Genomic DNA, 16,699 nt, shown 5'->3' on the forward strand with positions numbered 1-16,699 from the left:
ACGCCTTCCCCGTGTCCCTCGCCCCGACTCGGCTCGAAGAATCGGACAAAAGCTGGCAAGGTGGGCGCATGGTTGATCGGGGAGCGAGCGCCCTGTCACTCCCGGACGACTGGCCCGCCCACCCGGATCCGATCCTGGCGCTCAACCGCATGGGCAGCTTCGACTGGGACCTGGACACGGGGCTGTTCCACATGGACGCCCGGGCGTACGAGGTCTTCGACCTCCGACCCGACGAGTACGACGGCGACCCCGCCTCGCTCGCCGTCCGCGTTCCGCCGAACGAAGGCATCCGCCTGGACGAACTCGTCGCCCAGGCCATCAAGGACGGCAGCGAGAACTACGGCGTCTACTTCCGCCTGCGCCGGCGTGACGGCACCCTGCGCTGGACCCACACCCAGGGCTACATCCACCGCGACGCCACCGGCCGCCCGCGCCGGATCGTCGGCATCATCCGCGACGCCACCGACGAACTCCAGGACCTGGCCGACCGCACCGACGCGTCCGACCTCGACGACGCGCGCCGCGAGCAGACCAGCGTCGTGCAGCTCACCACCGCCGCCCTGGCGCACGCCCGGACCGTGCAGGACGTCATCGACGTCCTCAAGGACACCCACGGCCTCACCCACCTCGGCGCCACCAGCCTCGTCATGGGACTGGTCGAGGCCGGCCGGATCCGGCTGATCGCCGAGGGCCCCGAGGGCAGTTTCGTGCCCGGCACACTCGTCACACGGATAGACGAGCCGTACCCGATGAGCGAGGTCGTGCGCACCCTCACCCCCCGCTTCATCGAGTCCCCGGACGAGTTCGCGGCCGGCTACCCCGTGCTCTGGCCGCACATCACCGATCTGAAGATCACCTCGGCGGCCTATCTGCCGCTGATCGTCCAGGCCCGCCCGATCGGCGCGATGGGCCTGCTCTACAGCGACCGCGAGGGCTTCACCCAGGACGAGCGCAACATCCTCGTCGCCCTCGGCAGCAGCATCGCGCAGAGCCTGCAACGGGCCATGTTCTACGAGCAGGAGAAGGACATCGCCCAGGGCCTCCAGCAGGCCATGCTGCCGCGCACCATCCCCAGCGTCCCCGGCGCCGACGTCGCCGTCCGCTACCGCGCCGCCACCATAGGAGGTTCCCTCGGCCGGGACATCGGCGGCGACTGGTACGACCTGATCCCGCTGCCCGGCGGCCGGGTCGGCGCCGTCATCGGCGACGTCCAGGGCCACGACACGCACGCCGCGGCCGTCATGGGCCAGCTGCGCATCGTCCTGCGGGCCTACGCCGCCGAGGGCCACCCGCCGGCCACCGTGATGGCCCGCGCCTCCGTCTTCCTCCACGAACTCGACACCGACCGCTTCGCCACCTGTCTGTACGCGGAGGCCGACCTGTCCACCGGGGTCGTCCAGGCGGTCCGCGCCGGGCACATCGACCCGATGCTGCGCCACCCCGACGGCACCTGCCGGCGCGTCGCCTTCCCCGGCGGGCTGCCGCTCGGCCTGTCCGCCGAGTTCGGCAGCCTGGACTACCCGGTCGGCACCATCGAGCTGGATCCCGGCCACACCCTGCTGCTGTGCACCGACGGCCTCGTCGAACAGCCCGGCGTCGACCTCGACGACGGCATGCGCGGCCTCGCCTCCCTGATCGCCGACGGCCCCGACGACGTGCGTAAGCTCGCCGACCTGCTGATCGACGTCGCCGAGGAGCGCGGAGGCGACGACGACGTGGCCCTGCTCCTGCTGCGCCGGCGCGGCCTGGACACCCCCCGGACCGGCGGCCGGCTCCAGCAGCACGTCGCGCCGGGCGACCCGGAGGCCCTCACCGCCGCCCGGCACATGATCGGTTCCGCCGTCCGGGCCTGGGGCGCCCGGGACCGCGCCGACGAGATCGAACTGGTCGCCGACGAACTGATGACCAACGCCCTCATGCACACCGAGGGCGCCTCGATCGTCACCCTGCGGGCCCTCGTCGGAGGCGGCGAACGGCGGCTGCGGGTCGAGGTCGAGGACACCTCCAGCGCCCTCCCGCGCCGCCGAGAGGCCGGAGTGTCGGGCGTCTCCGGGCGGGGCCTGCTCCTGGTGGACCTGCTCGCCGACGTGTGGGGAGTGGAGGCGCGGGGCGGCGGCAAGTGCGTGTGGTGCGAGTTCGTCGTCGACGAGAACAACCGACGCGAACACAGGTGACCCCTCTGGCACTCTGGACGTATGCCGGAACTCCCCGAGGTCGAAGCGCTGAAGGACTTCCTGGCCGAACACCTCGTCGGCCACGAGATCGTGCGCGTGCTGCCGGTCGCCATCAGCGTCCTGAAGACGTACGACCCTCCCCTCACCGCCGTCGAGGGCCACGAGGTCACCGCGGTACACCGGTACGGCAAGTTCCTCGACCTGGAGACGGCGGACGGCCCGCACCTCGTCACCCACCTCGCCCGCGCGGGCTGGCTGCACTGGAAGGACCGCCTGCCCGACGGCCCGCCCCGCCCCGGCAAGGGCCCCCTCGCCCTGCGGGTAGCCCTGGAGACCGGCGAGGGCTTCGACCTCACCGAGGCCGGCACCCAGAAGAGGCTCGCCGTGTACGTCGTACACGACCCCCAGGAGGTCCCCGGTGTGGCCCGCCTCGGACCCGACCCGCTCGCCGCCGACTTCGACGAACAGCGCTTCGCCGCCCTCCTCGCGGACGAACGCCGTCAGCTCAAGGGCGCCCTGCGCGACCAGAGCCTGCTCGCGGGCGTCGGCAACGCGTACAGCGACGAGATCCTGCACGCCGCCCGCATGTCCCCCTTCAGACTCGCCGCGTCCCTCACCCCGGAGGAGACCCGCACCCTCTACGACGCCCTGCGCACCACCCTCACCGAGGCGGTCGACCGCTCACGGGGCGTCGCCGCCGGGCGTCTCAAGGCCGAGAAGAAGAGCGGCCTGCGGGTCCACGGCCGGACCGGCGAGCCCTGCCCGGTCTGCGGCGACACCGTCCGCGAGGTCTCCTTCAGCGACTCCTCGCTCCAGTACTGCCCCACCTGCCAGACGGGCGGCAAGCCGCTCGCCGACCGGCGGCTGTCCCGGCTGCTGAAGTAGGCCTGCCGGGGAAGCCCGCCTCACACGAACTTGTCGGCGACCAGGAATCCGAGGAGCAGGAGTCCGCCGAGGGCCAGCGCCGGAATCGCCAGGAAGTTCGCCGCCCAGGCCAGCGACTTGGCCGTGGCCGACGCCGCCGGGGTGTACTGCCCGAGGCGGGTGCCCAGGTGGTGACGGGTGAGCGCGCACAGCACAAGCGCCGCGACCGCCGTGCCCAGGGAGACGACGAGCGGCGTCAGCCCCCCGAGGTCCTGGACGTGCTGCGCGAGATCGGCGGTCGAGGACTGCCGCAGCCGCGCGGCCCGTGTCCCCCGGACGCACGCCAGCACGACGGTCCCGACCGAGGCGACGGCGAGCACCAGCGCGAGGGCGCCCAGAACGGGAGCCGTCCGGGCCGAGCGGGCCGGGGAGGAGCCGGCCGGGGTTTCCCGGCGTGGAGCGGTGGGGGCGGTCGGGGGCGTGTGGCGCGGCACGGCCACGGTCGGGGGTGCTTCGTGCGGCGCGGGGGGCACCGATATTTCGTGGTGCGGCGAGGGCGCGGGGCGGGGCGCCGGTCCCGGGCGGACCGAGGTGGTGGTCATACCCGGTCCGTCGGCTGCGGGGCGTTTCCCGGTGGGCGACCCGAGGTCCCTGCCGGAGCCGCTGCGCCGACGCGCCTGTTCCGGTCCGACACCGAGCGGTACCTCGGGGACCCGGGCCGGGCCGGCGTCCGGCGTCGACCCTTCAGGGCCGGTGCCGGGCACGTGTTCCTCGGGGGGCCACGTTCTCGGCGGCGGAGGGGGAGGCGGTGGTGGGGGAGTCGCCGGTTCCGGCGGGGTGACCGGGGCCGGGACCACCTCCGCCTCGACGTGTACCGTCGCCTCGCCCGTCGGCCCCTTCAACAGCAGGTCGCCGCGCAGCCGTCCGGCCCGTGACGTGTCGACGCCGACGTCCAGCCCCTCGGGCGACTCCTCGGCCCGCAGCCATGCGTCGGCGGACGGTTCGGGACGCGGGCTGCAGGCGCGGGCCAGGGGCGGGCCGAGCAGATGGACGGGCCGGTGCGGCGCGTCGGAGTCCTGCGGCACCTGCCCGAAGTCCAGCAGGACCGGGTCGGGCCGGATGTCCGCGTCGGCCAGGGCCCTGCGCGCCTCCTCGGAGACCACCCTGATGTCGTCGCGCTCGATCTCCCGGAGGGCGTCGTGCGCGCCCAGCGCCTTCGGCAGGTCCGCGCTCTCCAGCCAGCCCCGCAGCTCGGCCACGGCACCCAGCCGGGTGTAGAAGTTGGAGTGCTCCACGGCCCGGCGCAGGGCGGGCGGCACCGGCCGGCCCACGACGCGGTGCCGTCTGCTGTGCGCGAGGTACATGTCGCCCTGCATCTCGACGCTGCGCCCCGGCGTCTGATGGGGGTTCTGCCGCTTCACATGGTCGAAGACGTAGTCGTACAGCTCGTCGAGGGAGACCTCGCCGTCCGCGTCCAGGTCGGCCTCACCGCTGGTCAGCCCCTCCACCACCGCATGGGTGAACACGGAGGGCCGGGGAGCCGTGCCGGGCGCGAGTTCGGTGCCCTCGAAGGCGTACTCCATGGAGTTGGAGGCGGTGATCACCGCCCACCCCCGGCCGCCGCCGAGCCGTTCCCCGCCGAAGGACTCCAGGACATGGACGTCCCCGGTGCCGCGCACCGAGGACGAACCCCGGGAGAACGCGCCGCCGTAGCAGCAGTCGAGGAACAGCACGGTCCGCCGGGCCCGGGTGTGGAACATGCAGTGCCGGACGAACCCGGCCGAGACGGCCGTGGCCTCCAGGAGCCGGGGCTCGGTGTCGCGGGCGGCGAAGTACAGCGACCCGGACTCGCTCTTCAGGCCGTGGCAGGAGAAGTGCACCATCAGCGTGTCGTCCCGGCGGCTCTCGGAGAAGAAACGCTCGATGCCGCGTCTGATGGCGTCCACCCGTTCGTTTCTCAGCACTTCCACGTCGAAGTCGCCGATCTCCGGGTCGCCCAGGACCCGCGCGAGCGAGACCGCGTCCTGCGCCGGTGACCGCAACTGCTTCAGACCCTGGTCGTCGTACCGGTCATTGGCGATGATCAGCGCGTGCCGGGAGGTGTTCATGGCTCACGCCCCGATGGTGGAGTGGCGGCTGACGAACAGGTCGAACGCCTCCGAGACCTGTTCCGTCGTCGCCTCGGAGATCTCCAGCACGTCGTCGTCGATCGTCAGCCGCAGAGTGGGCCGGGAGCCCCGGCAGCGGCCGCGCCAGTCCCGGATCGCGTTGACGACCTGGGTCAGTGCGGTGGCCGAGCCGCTCAGGCTCACCAGCAGGGCCCCGATCGAGGCGACGTCCACGGCCCGGGCGCCGGGCGGGAGCTCTTCCCGGGCGGGCACGGACGTGACGTCGTCCACGTCGAGTTGCAGCAGTTCCGCGCGGAGAAAGCCGGTGAGTTCCGCGATGTCCTCGGCCTCCGCGCCCTCCTCGGTAAGGAGGATTCGAAGCGTATTGTCCATCGGTGGCTCCACGTCCTCAGCAACATTTTCCGTCGCCGAGCGCGCCACCGCAAACGATGCGGTTTCAACTTGCCCGTGCCGAAGTGACCGTGACCGGCGTCGAAGTGACCTGAACTCACTCCGGGCCGAGGTCAGTCGGTGGGCAGCGTCACCAGGTGTTCGCCGTCGGCCGTGCGCAGCTCGTAGCGGATGATCTCGTCGGGGTGCATCGCGGCGCCGCCGTGCATCGTGTTGGGGCGTGCGTCGTGCGTCGGAACGTTCCAGCTGGTGACGGTCTGCTCCGAGCCGTCGTGTCCGACGGCGACCAGCCGGCAGTCGCGGGGCCCGGCCCCGTCCTTCACCGTCAGCTCGATGTCGCTGCCCCACACCTCGTTCTCGATCTTCACCTGCGCCCACACGCCCGACTTCTCGTCGGTGGCGGTGACCTGTACGGCGTCGTCGTCGCCGCCCGTCGCCATCATCGCGACCGCGGGACCGGCCAGGGCGATCACCACGGAGGCGGCCAGCGCGAACAGGAGCTTGCGGCGGGAGGCCCGGTGCCGGACCGCCACCTCACCGAGCAGCTTGTCCAGCAGCTGCGGTCCGGGCCCCGCGAAGGGGTGCACGGTGCGCGGCGTGGCCCGGCGGTAGAGCATCATCTGCCGTGCGGTCGGGCCGAACTCGGTGACCTGGGCCGCGCAGCTGGGACATTCCATGAGATGGTCCTCGAACCGGAAGGCCTCCGCCTCGTCCAGCACGCCGAGCGCGTACGCGGCGACGTCGCGATGCCTCTCCAAGGACCTCATGCCGAAACCTCGTGCCTTTGGGTGCCAGTGGGACTACTCCTTGCTCCCACCGGTACGGACCAGGCACGGGAATCACTCAGGCGCGTACCGAATCGTGACCCAAGTGTTCGGAGCCGTCGGCCCCCCGGATTGGTCGGATTCTAAAAAAGATGAATCGCCAGGTGCCCGAGGGGCAGACCGAGCTGCCAGGCGGGCGTCCAGACCTTGGGTCCCTCGTCCTCGCCGGCCGGCGCGCCGCCCGGAACCGCGTTGAGATCGGGGGCGAGCAGCTCGGTCTCCTCCAGCCATCGCCAGGCGGCGGCGGCCAGTTCCAGATCGGGCGCCGGGCCGTCGGAATCGGCGGCCTCGGCCTTCAGTTGGGTCATACGTTCGGCGACCCAGTCCTGCCACGGCTGGTCGTACGCCGTGAGCGAAAGCCAGGTCTCGAGCTGAGTGACGACCCGGATGCCGGGCAGCTCGCCGTCGGTGTCGGACAGGAAGATGGTGAGCGCCAGGGCGTCGCGCCCGGCGCGGAACTCGAAGGACGTCGGCGGCATGAGATCGCCGGTCCGCAGCAGTTCGTCGGCGATGTACTCGGCGTACAACCAGGCCATGGGGACGACGAGTTCACCGCCGCCGGGGCCCTCCGTGCTCTGATGACCTCTGTGCAGCATCCCTTCCTGCCTTCCTCCGGTGCGTGCGCGTAGCCCGTCGCCGGGTCCCCTGGAGACCGGTTACCGGTCCCGAGCGGAACACGGATAAGGACACCCGATTACTCAACGGGTGTCCTCGGCAAGGCGCTTTACGGAGGCTTGACTCGACTGTGGGTTTCAGCCCAGGTCGGGCGCGTACCCGGGAAGCACCCTGCGCAGGGCGCGCAGCGCGTAGAACGCGCGGGACTTCACGGTACCGGGCGGGATACCCAGGGCCTCGGCGGCCTCCGCCACACTCGCCCCCTGGAAGTACACGAGCACCAGGACTTCGCGGTGCTCGGGAGTGAGAGTCTTCACAGCCTCGCGCACATCCAGCGCCGCGGCGGCCTGCTCGGCGTGGTCCGCGCACACCGGGGCGTTCTCCAGGACCGCGTCCCCGACCTCGGCCGGCCGCGCCTGCCGGGCCCGGCGCGCGTCGATCGCGAGCCGTCGGCCGACGGTGAGCAGCCAGGGCCGTACGGAGTCGAAAGCGTCGGCGCGCAGCGCCTCGGGGTGCTGCCAGGCGCGTACCAGGGTCTCCTGGACCAGGTCCTCGGCGCGCTGGCGGTCGCCGTCGCTCAGCCTCAGCAGCAGCGCGAAGAGCGGCCTGCCGTGCTCGCGCTGCAGTGCGGCGAGTTCGTGCTCGGCGGTCGTCGTCCTGGCGGCGAGGGCGGTTCCGGCTGTCATGGGCGTATGGCACCGCAAGGGGCCGTTTCGGGACAGGGCACGCACACGGCTCTGCGACGGACGGTCGATCGCGTCGACGAACGGTTCGACGAACGGTCATGACTACGCCGATCGCGCGCATCGCGCCGTACACCGGGAGAGCCGCGGCCGTCCGTCCGGACCCATGGAGTAGGAGTGATACGTGCGCAAATATGACAATCCATCTGAGATGGGGTGATCCGGTGCTTGTCGCGCGCAGACACCAGGTGGCTCTGGCGATGACCGTCCTGCTCGCGGTGGCCGCCGCCTGCCAGGCCGACGAGCGGCAGCCGTCACCCGAGCGGTCCGGCCGCCCGGCCCCCGCCGCGGCCGCGGGCTTCACCCTCGTGGCCACCGGCGCCATCCTCCCGCACAGCTCGGTCATCGACCGCGCCGCCTTCGACGCCGGGGGCGCGGGCGGCGCGGAGGGCACGGAGGGCACGGGCGGCGTGGCGGGCGTTGGTGGCGCAGCCGGTGCCGGTGCCGCTGCCGGTGGTGTGGGTGGCCTGGGTGGCGCGGGTGGTGTGGGCTACGACTTCCGTCCCATGCTGGAGGGCGTCAAGCCGGTGGTCTCCCCGGCGGATCTTGCCCTGTGCCACCTGGGCACCGTCTTCGGAGCGCCGGGCGCCCAGCCCGACGTCAAGTCACCGCCCGAGATCGCCCGGGCCCTCGCCGCCACCGGCTACGACGGCTGCTCCACCGCCTCCGCCCACAGCCTCGACGACGGCGCCCCCGGAGTGCAGCACACCCTGGACGCCCTGGACGGCGCGGGCGTACGGCACGCCGGCACCGCCCGCACCGAGGCCGAGGCGGGCGCGGTCGCCCTGCTGCGCGCGGGCCCCGCGCGGGTGGCCCAGCTGGCCTACACCTCCGACGCGGGCGGCCAGCTCCTTCCCGTGGGGCAGCCCTGGGCCGTCCGCTTCATCGACGCCGGCCGCGTCCTGGCCGACGCCAGGGCCGCCAGGAAGGCGGGCGCCGACGTGGTCGTCGTCTCCCTGCACTGGGGCACCGCCTGGCAGGACACCCCCGACGAGCGCCAACTCGCCCTCGCCCGCGCCCTCACCGCCTCGCGCAGCGACGGCCGCCCCGACATCGATCTGATCCTCGGCGCCGGCGCCCATGTCCCGCAGCCGTACGAGAAGGTCAACGGCACCTGGGTCGTCTACGGCCTGGGGGACCAGATCGCCGGCGAGACGACCGGCTACCAGGGCGTCCAGGACCCGCGTGGCAACCAGTCCACCGTCGCCCGCCTCACCTTCGCCCCGCCCGTACGGCCCGGAGGGCGCTGGGAGGTGCGGAAGGCCGAGTTCCTGCCGCAGATGTTCGACGTGGACGCGGGCCGGGTGGTCGACCTGAACAAGGCCCTCGCTGCCGGCGCCGGCGTCCAGGGCCCGCGCGACCGGATCCGGGACCTCGTGCTGAGCCGGGGCGCGGTGAAGGACGGGCTGGTGATGGGGGAGTAGGCGGCTCGCGAGGGGGGTGTCGCGAGGGGGGTGTCGTGAGGGGGGCGTCGTGAGAGGGGCGTCGTGAGAGGGCGTCAGTCCTCGACGTCGACGTGGTCGAACGTCCTGAGCATCTCGGTCAGCACCCGCACGCACGCCCGGACCTCGGCGTCGGTCAGCTCCCCGCCGACCTGACGGTTCAGGGTGTGCTCCCGGTCGAGGACGGCGGTGATCAGCACCCGGCCCTCCTCGGTGAGCCGGATCAGCGACGAGCGCTGGTGCGCGGGGTTGGGGACGCTCTCCACCCACCCGTGCGCCGCCGCGTCGTTGACCATCCGCTGCACGAACTGCCGGCTCAGCGCCTGGATCCGGCTCAGTTGCGGGACCGTCATGTCCCCCTGTCTGCGCAGCAGGTCCAGCACGGACCGCACGCCGACCGAGGCCCCCTCGACCGCCTCGCCCTGCTCCACCTTGCGCAGGGCGCGCCGGTAGAGCGGGCCGACGAGGTCGAAGACCTCGACGAGGCGGTGGCCGAGTTCGTCGGGCGGGAGCGGCCGGTTCGTGTCGTTCACCCCGCCATCATGACACCTTGGTTGCCAAATCCGATCCGGGATGACACCTTGGTTGTCATGACTGCTGCTTCGGAACTGAAGTACCCGGCCATGAAGTACTGCCCGACGGACGACGGCGACCTCGCCTACCGCGAGGCCGGCACCGGGGACCCGGTCGTCCTGCTCCACTCGGGGTACGTCGACCACCGTGTCTTCGACGCCCAGATACCGGCGCTCGCCGCCGCCGGCCACCGGGTGGTCGCGGCGGACATCCGCGGCCACGGCGCCTCCGCCAACGCGAGCAGGCCCTTCCGGTGGGCCGACGACCTGGCGGGCCTGCTGCGCCACCTCGATGCCGGCCCGGCGGTGCTCGTCGGCGTGTCGATGGGCGGACTCGTCGTCAGCGACATGCTGCTCGAACACCCGGAACTCGTGCGCGGGGCCGTGCTGGCCGGTGCCTCGACCGGGGAGTTCCAGGACTCCGACCCCTGGCACAAGGAGATCCAGGCCGAGACCGGCCGCGCCTTGGCCGCCGGTGACATCGAAGGCTGGCTGAAGGCGTTCCTGCGCTACGTCCCCGGCCCGCACCGCACGCTCGACGACGTCGACCCGGACATCCCGCGCCGGCTCAGCGAGATGGCGCTGCACACCGTCGCCAAGCACACCCCCGGTGAGAAGAACTGGCACGTGCCCGTCACCGACACCTGGCCCCGGCTGCCGAAGGTCGAGGTCCCGGTGCTCACGGTGAACGGCGCCCTCGACACCGCCGATGTCCTCGCCGCCGCGCAGCGCCTGGCCGACACCGTCCGGCACGGCCGTTCCGTACTGATCGAAGGCACCGGGCACTACCCGAACATGGAGAAGCCCGAGGAGTTCACCGCGGCCGTCACGGACTTCCTGCGCATCCTCTGACCCGCCTTACGGCACGACCGTCACCGGCCACCGCCCCGCCTTCACCAGGCGTACGGCGACCGAGCCGACGATCCGGTGGCCGGCCTGTTCGGAGGCGCCCACCACCACCGCGTCCGCCTTGAGCTGGTCCGCGGCCTTCACCAGACCGCTGTAGGGGTCGCCGCGGAACGTGTGGAACTCCCAGCGCACGTCGAATATCCCGCGGGTCTGCTCGGTGGCGTGCCGGATCTGCGCGACCAGGTCCTCGGCGATCGCGTCGGTCGTCTCCGCGACCGGCACCCCGAGCGCCGCGCCCGCCGCCATCACCGGCTGCACGTACACCACGGCGAGCAGCGCGTGCTGGCGGCGGGCCAGACCACCCGCGTAGGCCGCGGCACGCAGCGAGGGGTCGGAGCCGTCCACGCCGACCACGATGACCTTGGGCCCGTCCGTGCCCCGCTCGAAGCGCTGTGAGGGCTCCTGCGAAGGCTGCTGCGAGTGCTGTTCCGTCACGGCCCAGAGGCTATCGGACCCCACAGGTCCGCCCGGTGCGGGTAAACACCGGACCACACCCGGTGCGCCGCCGCTGCGACGGCAGGGTGCGCCGGGCGGGTGGAATCGTGCCGCCGGAGCGGTGCCTTGGTGGTGCGCCGGGGCTCCGGCGGGCGACTGATGACTGCATGAAGAAGGATCAGTTGTTCACACGGCGCGGAGTGTTGCTCGCCGGCGCCACCGCCGCCGTGGGCGCGGCCGGGACCGCCGGGCTGCTCACGTGGGGCCCGGGCGCGGAGCGTGCCGCCGGGCCGGCCGCGGGGGCGCCCGCGCGGAGACTGCCGCTGAAACCGTCCGCCTACCGGCTCCAGCCACTCACCGGCTACGGCCCCCCGCGCTCCGTGTCCGGCCGCACCCCGGTCCGTCACGAACCGCTGCTGAAGATCTCCGGCCGCGGCCGGACCATGGTGCTGACCTTCGACGACGGACCCGACCCCCGCTACACCCCCCAGATCCTCGACACCCTCGCCGAGTACGACGTCCGCGCGATGTTCTTCGTCTGCGGGGAGATGGCCGTCTACCACCAGGACCTGCTCGGCAGGATGGCCGACGAGGGCCATGTCGTCGGCAACCACACCTGGTCCCACCCCCTGCTCACCACCCTCACCCGCAAGGAGATCCGCCGCGAGATGTCCCGCACCAGCGAGGTCATCGAGGAGGGGTACGGGGAGCGCCCCCACTGGTTCCGGGCCCCCTACGGCGCCTGGAACCGCGCCGCCTTCCAGCTGGGCTCCGAGATGGGCATGGAACCGCTCGCCTGGACGGTCGACACCCTCGACTGGACCGCCCCCGGCACCCGCAGCATCGTCGACGCGGTCGAGAGCGGGGCCGGCCCGGGCGTCGTGGTCCTCTCGCACGACGCCGGCGGCGACCGCTCCCAGAGCGTCAAGGCCCTGCGCCGCTATCTGCCTCACCTGCTGGACTCCGGCTACCACATCACCGTCCCGCAGCGGCAGTACACCTGAGCGGCTCCGTCCCGCCCGCCCGGCCGGGCCCGCTCAGCGGACCTCGACCAGGCGGGCGAAGACGACGACATTCCCGTCGTATCCGTTCGCCTTGGAGAAACCCCCGCCGCAGGTGATCACCCGCAGTTCCGCAGTGCCCTTGGAGGCGTAGACGCGGTCGCCGGGGAAGTTGTTCTTCGCGAAGACCTCGATTCCGTAGATCTCGAAGACCGCCGTCTTTCCGTCGCCCCGCGCCACCTCGACGAGACTCCCTTTCTTCAGGGCGCCGAGTGCGTAGAACACGGCCGGGCCGAATTGGTTGTCGACATGGCCGACCACCACCGCGGTTCCCTTTTCCCCGGGCGCGACCCCGCCGGTGAACCAGCCGGCCAGATTCGGGTCCTCCGGCGGCGGCGCCGCCACCCAGCCGTCCGCGTCGAGGCCGACCGCCATCACCGGCGCGTCCACCTGGATCGCCGGGATCCGCACCCGGTCCGGCACGGCGTACGCGAGCGCGCCCGGCTCCTGTCCGAAGGTCCCGGAGGTGCTGCGGCTGTCCGCGGCCGCGGCCGCCGCCGACGCGGGCTGCGGCGGACCGATGTCGAACTCCCCCGAACCATTCCGGATGAGCGCGAGACCGGTGAGCAGCACCAGCGCTATCACCCCCCAGGGGGCGCGCTTCTTCGGCCGCTCCTCCCTGTCCGGCATCTCGGACAGCTCGTACGCAGACATTCGCCATCCCCTTTCGACGCGGCCGTCGCCACGTCCCTCAGCGCATATCAGAACGCTAAGTCCCGCGACGGGAACCGGCGACGGGGCGGCGGCGAAACGGGTGGCTCCCCACCCGTTCCGCCCTTTTCGGTGCGCCATCCGAGTTGCCACCGGCAGGAAATTTCTGACGGTCCGTGACCTGCGGCGATAGGCGATTGTCCACTCCTCGCCCGGCGTGTCCGCTCACCAGGACGGACCATTCCCGAAATGCGGGCCCCCGCACGGCATCTGAGGGTCGTTCCGGGAGGCGTTCTCTCGCCGACACCACCGGGGACGGGCCCCGGGGCGCCTTCCGCGGAGGAACACATGCGCACCACTCGCCTACTGAAGGCCTCGGCCGTCTCGGCGGCCACGGTCGCCGCGCTCGGCCTCGCCGCGCCCGCGGCCGACGCGCGCGACGGTATGAACGCCAACCCGAACAACATCGTCGTCCTGCCCAGCGTGATCGCCCGGGGTGGCCAGATCACCGTGACCGTCGACGGCTGCCCGGCCGGCGGCACCATGACCTCGAACGCCTTCCCCCAGGCCACGCTGACCCCCATCAGCGGTGCCAACCAGACCGCCAAGGGCACCGCGACCATCCACGACAACGCCCGGCCCGGCACCTACGACATCACCGTCAACTGCTCCGGCCGGACCCTGACCCGCCCGGCCGCCTTCACCGTCCTCGGCGGTGTCCGCGGCGGCCTCGGCGGCAGCAGCTCCAGCGGGGCCACACCGACCGACCTGGCCATCGGCGGTGGGCTCGTCGCCGCGGCCCTGGCCGGCGGTGGCCTGTTCTGGATGCGGCGCCGCGCGGAACGCCGTATCTGAAGCGGTTTCACAAGCGGCTTCGCCCCGGCCCCTTTCCGGGATCCGGGGCGAAGGCGGTTGCCGGCCCGTCAGGCGGCGTCCTCGCCGGTGCGCCGCCCCGAGAAGTCCACGCTCAGGGGATGCCCGGGAACAGGTGCAGGAAGGGTTCGGCGGACGCCGTGATGCCCCGGCTGTAGGGCGCGTCGAAGTCCCAGATGAGGAACAGCAGGAAGGCGATCAGCGCCGAGAACAGCCCGGCCAGGACCAGCTCCCGGGGGGTACGCCGGATCTGCAGCGCGAAGACCATGCCGATGGTGATGACGGCCCCGGCGAGCAGCCCGAACCAGACCACGCCCGGCATGGTCGCCCCGGTCGACTCGGCCCGGGCGTTGCGCGACTGGTCGGCGGCCGCCATCTGGTCCAGGAGCGGCTGGTAGGCCTGGGCCTGGAAGTCGGACGTCGGCTCGTAGTCGGTGAGGTCCGCCCGGAGCCGGCCGAGGAGCTCACCCCCGCGCTCCGTCACCTCGCCCTTGTCGGCCATCTCCTTCCACTCCTTGGTGACGACGTGTCCGACATAGGCGTTGACATCCGCCCGAATGCGGTCACGGACGTCGGGCGGATACACCCGCACCCGCTCCGAGATCTCGTGCAGCGCCTGCGCCTCGGCCTGGACGTGGTCCTGCGCGGTGCTGCGGGCCTCCCAGACGCCTGCGATGGCCAGGCCCAGGACGATGGCGTAGACCACGCCGATCCACATCGTCATGTACTCGATGACGTCCGGTGTCTCCGAGGGGTCCTCGTCCTCGGGCGCCCTGCGGTGCCGAAGGAGCGTGATGACGACGACCACCACACAGGCGGCGAGCATCGCGAGGGTGAGAACAAGCCATTCCGGCAAGAGATGCCTCCAGGATCTGCGCTAGCGCGCCCGCAGCGCCGCGACGGCGATCAGCGCGGGCACGGTGATGAGCAGGACGTAGGTGACCGGCGAGGTGGTGCCGCCGGACTGCCGTTGGCGCGGCAGGGAGTGGTACGCCGGGTAGCTCACCGGCGTGGCCGAGGGGCTCGGAGTGGGCTTGGGCGTCGGCTTCGGGGGTGGTGCCGGTTTCGGCGAGTGCGTGGGCGTGGGCGTGGGCGTCGGTGTCGGTGTGGGCGTCGGCCGGGGGCGTGGCGCCGCGGGTGCGGGCCGCGGCGGTGGCGGCGGCGTGGGCCTGGGCGCCGGCCGGACGCTGGGCTTCGGCGGAAGCGTCATGGTGGGCGTCGGTTCGGGTTTCGGCGTCGGGGTGGGGGTCGGCTCGGGCGGGGGCTTCGGCGGCGGCGGAGGTGGCGGAGGTGTGGGCTTCGGCGGCCGGCACACCGGCGGCATCGGCGGGTCGGGCCAGCCCGGAGGCGGGGTCGGCCAGGAAGCGCCGCTCCCCGCGACCGCCACCGCCACGGTGCCGTCCGGGCCGGTGGAGGCGTACGCGCACGCGTCGGCCACGGCCACTCCGGCCGGCGCGGCCGCGAGGATCCAGACCGTGGCCGTGAGGGCCAACGCCCTGGCGGCCAAGGCGGAACGGTTCGGTTCGGGTCCATGCACGACCGAGATCATGCGGCCTGCCGCTCCGGCGCACGCCCGCACCCGCCACGATTGCCCCGAACGGGGGAATGTGCGGCACCGGGGTTTGGCGGGCAGATGTTCGCCCGTACACCCCGAGCCGCTCGGCACCCGTGCGTCCCACGCGCCCGGGCACAGGTTGCCGAAAGTTTTTTGTGGCGCGTTTGAACACAACGGCCGTCGCCGTGCGTACCCAAGGCCGTGCGGCGGCGCAGCAGGGCGCTGCAACACCATAAGGACTATCTGGGAGTTGCTGACGATGAAGACCTCCTGGCGGAATGCCTCACTCGCGGCAAGCGCCGTGGCTGTGCTGACGCTGACGACGGCGTGCGGCCAGGAAAGCGGAACGTCTGCGTCGAGCCAGAACGTCGGAGCCACCGCGGGTGCCGCCGGCACCATCGCCGGTGTCGGATCGGGCACCGGGATCACCGGCGGCGCCGCCGGTGCCGGTGCCACCGCGAGCGCGACCGGCGAGGCGACCACGGGCGGCGCCGCCGCTCAGGGCAGCGCTGCCGGTGAGCTGGCGATCTCCGCGAACGCCGAGCTGGGCAAGATCCTTTCCGACTCCAAGGGCATGACTCTCTACCGCTTCGACGCGGACACCGCCGAGCCGCCGAAGTCGAACTGCGACGGCGACTGCGCCACCACCTGGCCGCCGGTCTCCGCCGACGACGTGTCCGCCGGTGACGGCATCGACAAGTCGCTGCTCGGCGAGGTCACCCGTTCCGACGGCACCAAGCAGCTCACCGTGGACGGCTGGCCCGCGTACTACTACGCCAAGGACGCCAACCCCGGTGACACCTCCGGCCAGGGCGTGGGCAACAAGTGGTTCGCGCTGGCCCCCGACGGCAAGAAGGCCAAGTCGGAGTCGGCCGAGGCGGCGGGCCTGTCCGTCCGCAAGGACCCCAACCTCGGTGAGATCGTCGTCGACAAGAACGGCATGACGGTCTACCGCTTCCTCAAGGACAAGGCGTGGCCCGAGCCGGTCTCGAACTGCAACGGCGACTGCCTGGAGAAGTGGCCGGCGGTGGCCCCCGTCGACTTCAACGACACCAAGGACATCCCGGAGAAGGGCTACATGAACTTCACCCGGGGTGACGGCGTCAAGCAGCAGACGCTCAACTGCTCGCCGATCTACACCTTCTCCGGTGACAAGGCGCCCGGAGACATCAACGGTCAGGGCGTCCAGGGTGTGTGGTACGCCGTGGCCCCCGACGGAAAGCTGGTCGGCGCGCCCAAGCAGTAGGGATCACCTCCCCAGGGCTGATCCCGCACCTGCTGAACCCGCGTGTTCGACCACCACCGGTCCGCCCCCTCCGCGCCGCACGGAGGGGGCGGACCGCCGTTTTCCCGTTCATCCGCCGGGTGCGTAGACTTTCGCCGCCCTTCGGGCCGTTTCGGAACGCTCCGGAGCGTCTCGGGTGCTTTTCGTAGTCTTTCCGTAGGCCCTTCGGGGAGGTCA

At 72.2% G+C, this 16,699-nt stretch carries 17 protein-coding genes; 7 read left to right on the forward strand and 10 right to left on the reverse strand.

The annotated features are described in order from the left end of the window. Positions 1–68: 68 nt before the first annotated feature. Both ACFPIH_RS38610 and ACFPIH_RS38615 read left to right on the forward strand, forming a co-directional pair. A complete protein-coding gene (locus ACFPIH_RS38610; protein WP_381182628.1) occupies positions 69–2,174 on the forward strand; it encodes a SpoIIE family protein phosphatase in 2,106 nt (701 codons plus the stop codon). Between the two features lie 21 nt (positions 2,175–2,195). After that, positions 2,196–3,059: an Fpg/Nei family DNA glycosylase gene (locus ACFPIH_RS38615; RefSeq protein WP_381182630.1), complete on the forward strand. Its 864-nt coding sequence runs from the start codon at positions 2,196–2,198 to the stop codon at positions 3,057–3,059. 20 nt (positions 3,060–3,079) lie between these two features. Here the strand turns inward: ACFPIH_RS38615 and ACFPIH_RS38620 are convergent, their stop codons facing one another. From ACFPIH_RS38620 to ACFPIH_RS38640, 5 genes are all read right to left on the reverse strand, one after another. Beyond that, positions 3,080–5,146, reverse strand: a complete 2,067-nt coding sequence (locus ACFPIH_RS38620) for a caspase family protein (protein WP_381182632.1) — start codon at positions 5,144–5,146, stop codon at positions 3,080–3,082. Positions 5,147–5,149: 3 nt separating this feature from the next. Beyond that, entirely contained in the window at positions 5,150–5,539 is a 390-nt protein-coding gene (locus tag ACFPIH_RS38625) for a hypothetical protein (protein ID WP_381182634.1), read from the reverse strand. Between the two features lie 131 nt (positions 5,540–5,670). Beyond that, positions 5,671–6,324 carry a zf-HC2 domain-containing protein gene (locus ACFPIH_RS38630; RefSeq protein WP_381182636.1) on the reverse strand — a complete coding sequence of 218 codons (654 nt, stop codon included), beginning with the start codon at positions 6,322–6,324 and terminating at the stop codon, positions 5,671–5,673. 140 nt (positions 6,325–6,464) lie between these two features. Next, positions 6,465–6,977, reverse strand: a complete 513-nt coding sequence (locus ACFPIH_RS38635; RefSeq protein ID WP_381182638.1) for a hypothetical protein — start codon at positions 6,975–6,977, stop codon at positions 6,465–6,467. Between the two features lie 156 nt (positions 6,978–7,133). After that, positions 7,134–7,682: a sigma-70 family RNA polymerase sigma factor gene (locus ACFPIH_RS38640; RefSeq protein WP_381182640.1), complete on the reverse strand. Its 549-nt coding sequence runs from the start codon at positions 7,680–7,682 to the stop codon at positions 7,134–7,136. Between the two features lie 257 nt (positions 7,683–7,939). On the opposite strand from ACFPIH_RS38640, the gene ACFPIH_RS38645 reads away from it, so the two are divergent. Next, positions 7,940–9,163, forward strand: a complete 1,224-nt coding sequence (locus tag ACFPIH_RS38645) for a CapA family protein (RefSeq protein WP_381182642.1) — start codon at positions 7,940–7,942, stop codon at positions 9,161–9,163. A 74-nt stretch (positions 9,164–9,237) separates the two neighbouring features. Here the strand turns inward: ACFPIH_RS38645 and ACFPIH_RS38650 are convergent, their stop codons facing one another. Continuing rightward, a complete protein-coding gene (locus tag ACFPIH_RS38650) occupies positions 9,238–9,714 on the reverse strand; it encodes a MarR family winged helix-turn-helix transcriptional regulator (protein ID WP_381182643.1) in 477 nt (158 codons plus the stop codon). Between the two features lie 57 nt (positions 9,715–9,771). Between ACFPIH_RS38650 and ACFPIH_RS38655 the strand changes: the two genes are divergently transcribed. Next, positions 9,772–10,605 (forward strand): alpha/beta fold hydrolase, encoded by an 834-nt coding sequence (locus tag ACFPIH_RS38655; RefSeq protein ID WP_381182645.1) that lies wholly within the window; start codon positions 9,772–9,774, stop codon positions 10,603–10,605. A gap of 6 nt (positions 10,606–10,611) precedes the next feature. On the opposite strand, the gene ACFPIH_RS38660 is transcribed toward ACFPIH_RS38655, so the two are convergent. Beyond that, positions 10,612–11,097 (reverse strand): universal stress protein, encoded by a 486-nt coding sequence (locus tag ACFPIH_RS38660; protein ID WP_381182647.1) that lies wholly within the window; start codon positions 11,095–11,097, stop codon positions 10,612–10,614. A 167-nt stretch (positions 11,098–11,264) separates the two neighbouring features. On the opposite strand from ACFPIH_RS38660, the gene ACFPIH_RS38665 reads away from it, so the two are divergent. Beyond that, positions 11,265–12,101 carry a polysaccharide deacetylase family protein gene (locus ACFPIH_RS38665; protein ID WP_381182649.1) on the forward strand — a complete coding sequence of 279 codons (837 nt, stop codon included), beginning with the start codon at positions 11,265–11,267 and terminating at the stop codon, positions 12,099–12,101. 33 nt (positions 12,102–12,134) lie between these two features. On the opposite strand, the gene ACFPIH_RS38670 is transcribed toward ACFPIH_RS38665, so the two are convergent. Beyond that, a complete protein-coding gene (locus ACFPIH_RS38670) occupies positions 12,135–12,812 on the reverse strand; it encodes a class F sortase (protein WP_381182651.1) in 678 nt (225 codons plus the stop codon). A 345-nt stretch (positions 12,813–13,157) separates the two neighbouring features. Here ACFPIH_RS38670 and ACFPIH_RS38675 point away from each other — a divergent pair, with 345 nt between their 5' ends. Further along, the gene (locus ACFPIH_RS38675) at positions 13,158–13,664 is read left to right on the forward strand and encodes a hypothetical protein (protein ID WP_381182653.1); all 507 of its coding nucleotides are present in this window, start codon (positions 13,158–13,160) and stop codon (positions 13,662–13,664) included. A gap of 112 nt (positions 13,665–13,776) precedes the next feature. Here ACFPIH_RS38675 and ACFPIH_RS38680 read toward each other — a convergent pair whose 3' ends face one another. Next, the gene (locus tag ACFPIH_RS38680; protein ID WP_381182655.1) at positions 13,777–14,538 is read right to left on the reverse strand and encodes a bestrophin-like domain; all 762 of its coding nucleotides are present in this window, start codon (positions 14,536–14,538) and stop codon (positions 13,777–13,779) included. A gap of 21 nt (positions 14,539–14,559) precedes the next feature. Beyond that, positions 14,560–15,189: a hypothetical protein gene (locus tag ACFPIH_RS38685; protein ID WP_381182656.1), complete on the reverse strand. Its 630-nt coding sequence runs from the start codon at positions 15,187–15,189 to the stop codon at positions 14,560–14,562. A gap of 307 nt (positions 15,190–15,496) precedes the next feature. On the opposite strand from ACFPIH_RS38685, the gene ACFPIH_RS38690 reads away from it, so the two are divergent. Then, positions 15,497–16,483: an SCO0930 family lipoprotein gene (locus ACFPIH_RS38690; RefSeq protein WP_381182658.1), complete on the forward strand. Its 987-nt coding sequence runs from the start codon at positions 15,497–15,499 to the stop codon at positions 16,481–16,483. Positions 16,484–16,699: the final 216 nt, after the last annotated feature.

It is taken from the genome of Streptomyces vulcanius, assembly GCF_042653945.1.
In the GTDB taxonomy this organism is placed as follows: domain Bacteria; phylum Actinomycetota; class Actinomycetes; order Streptomycetales; family Streptomycetaceae; genus Streptomyces; species Streptomyces mangrovi.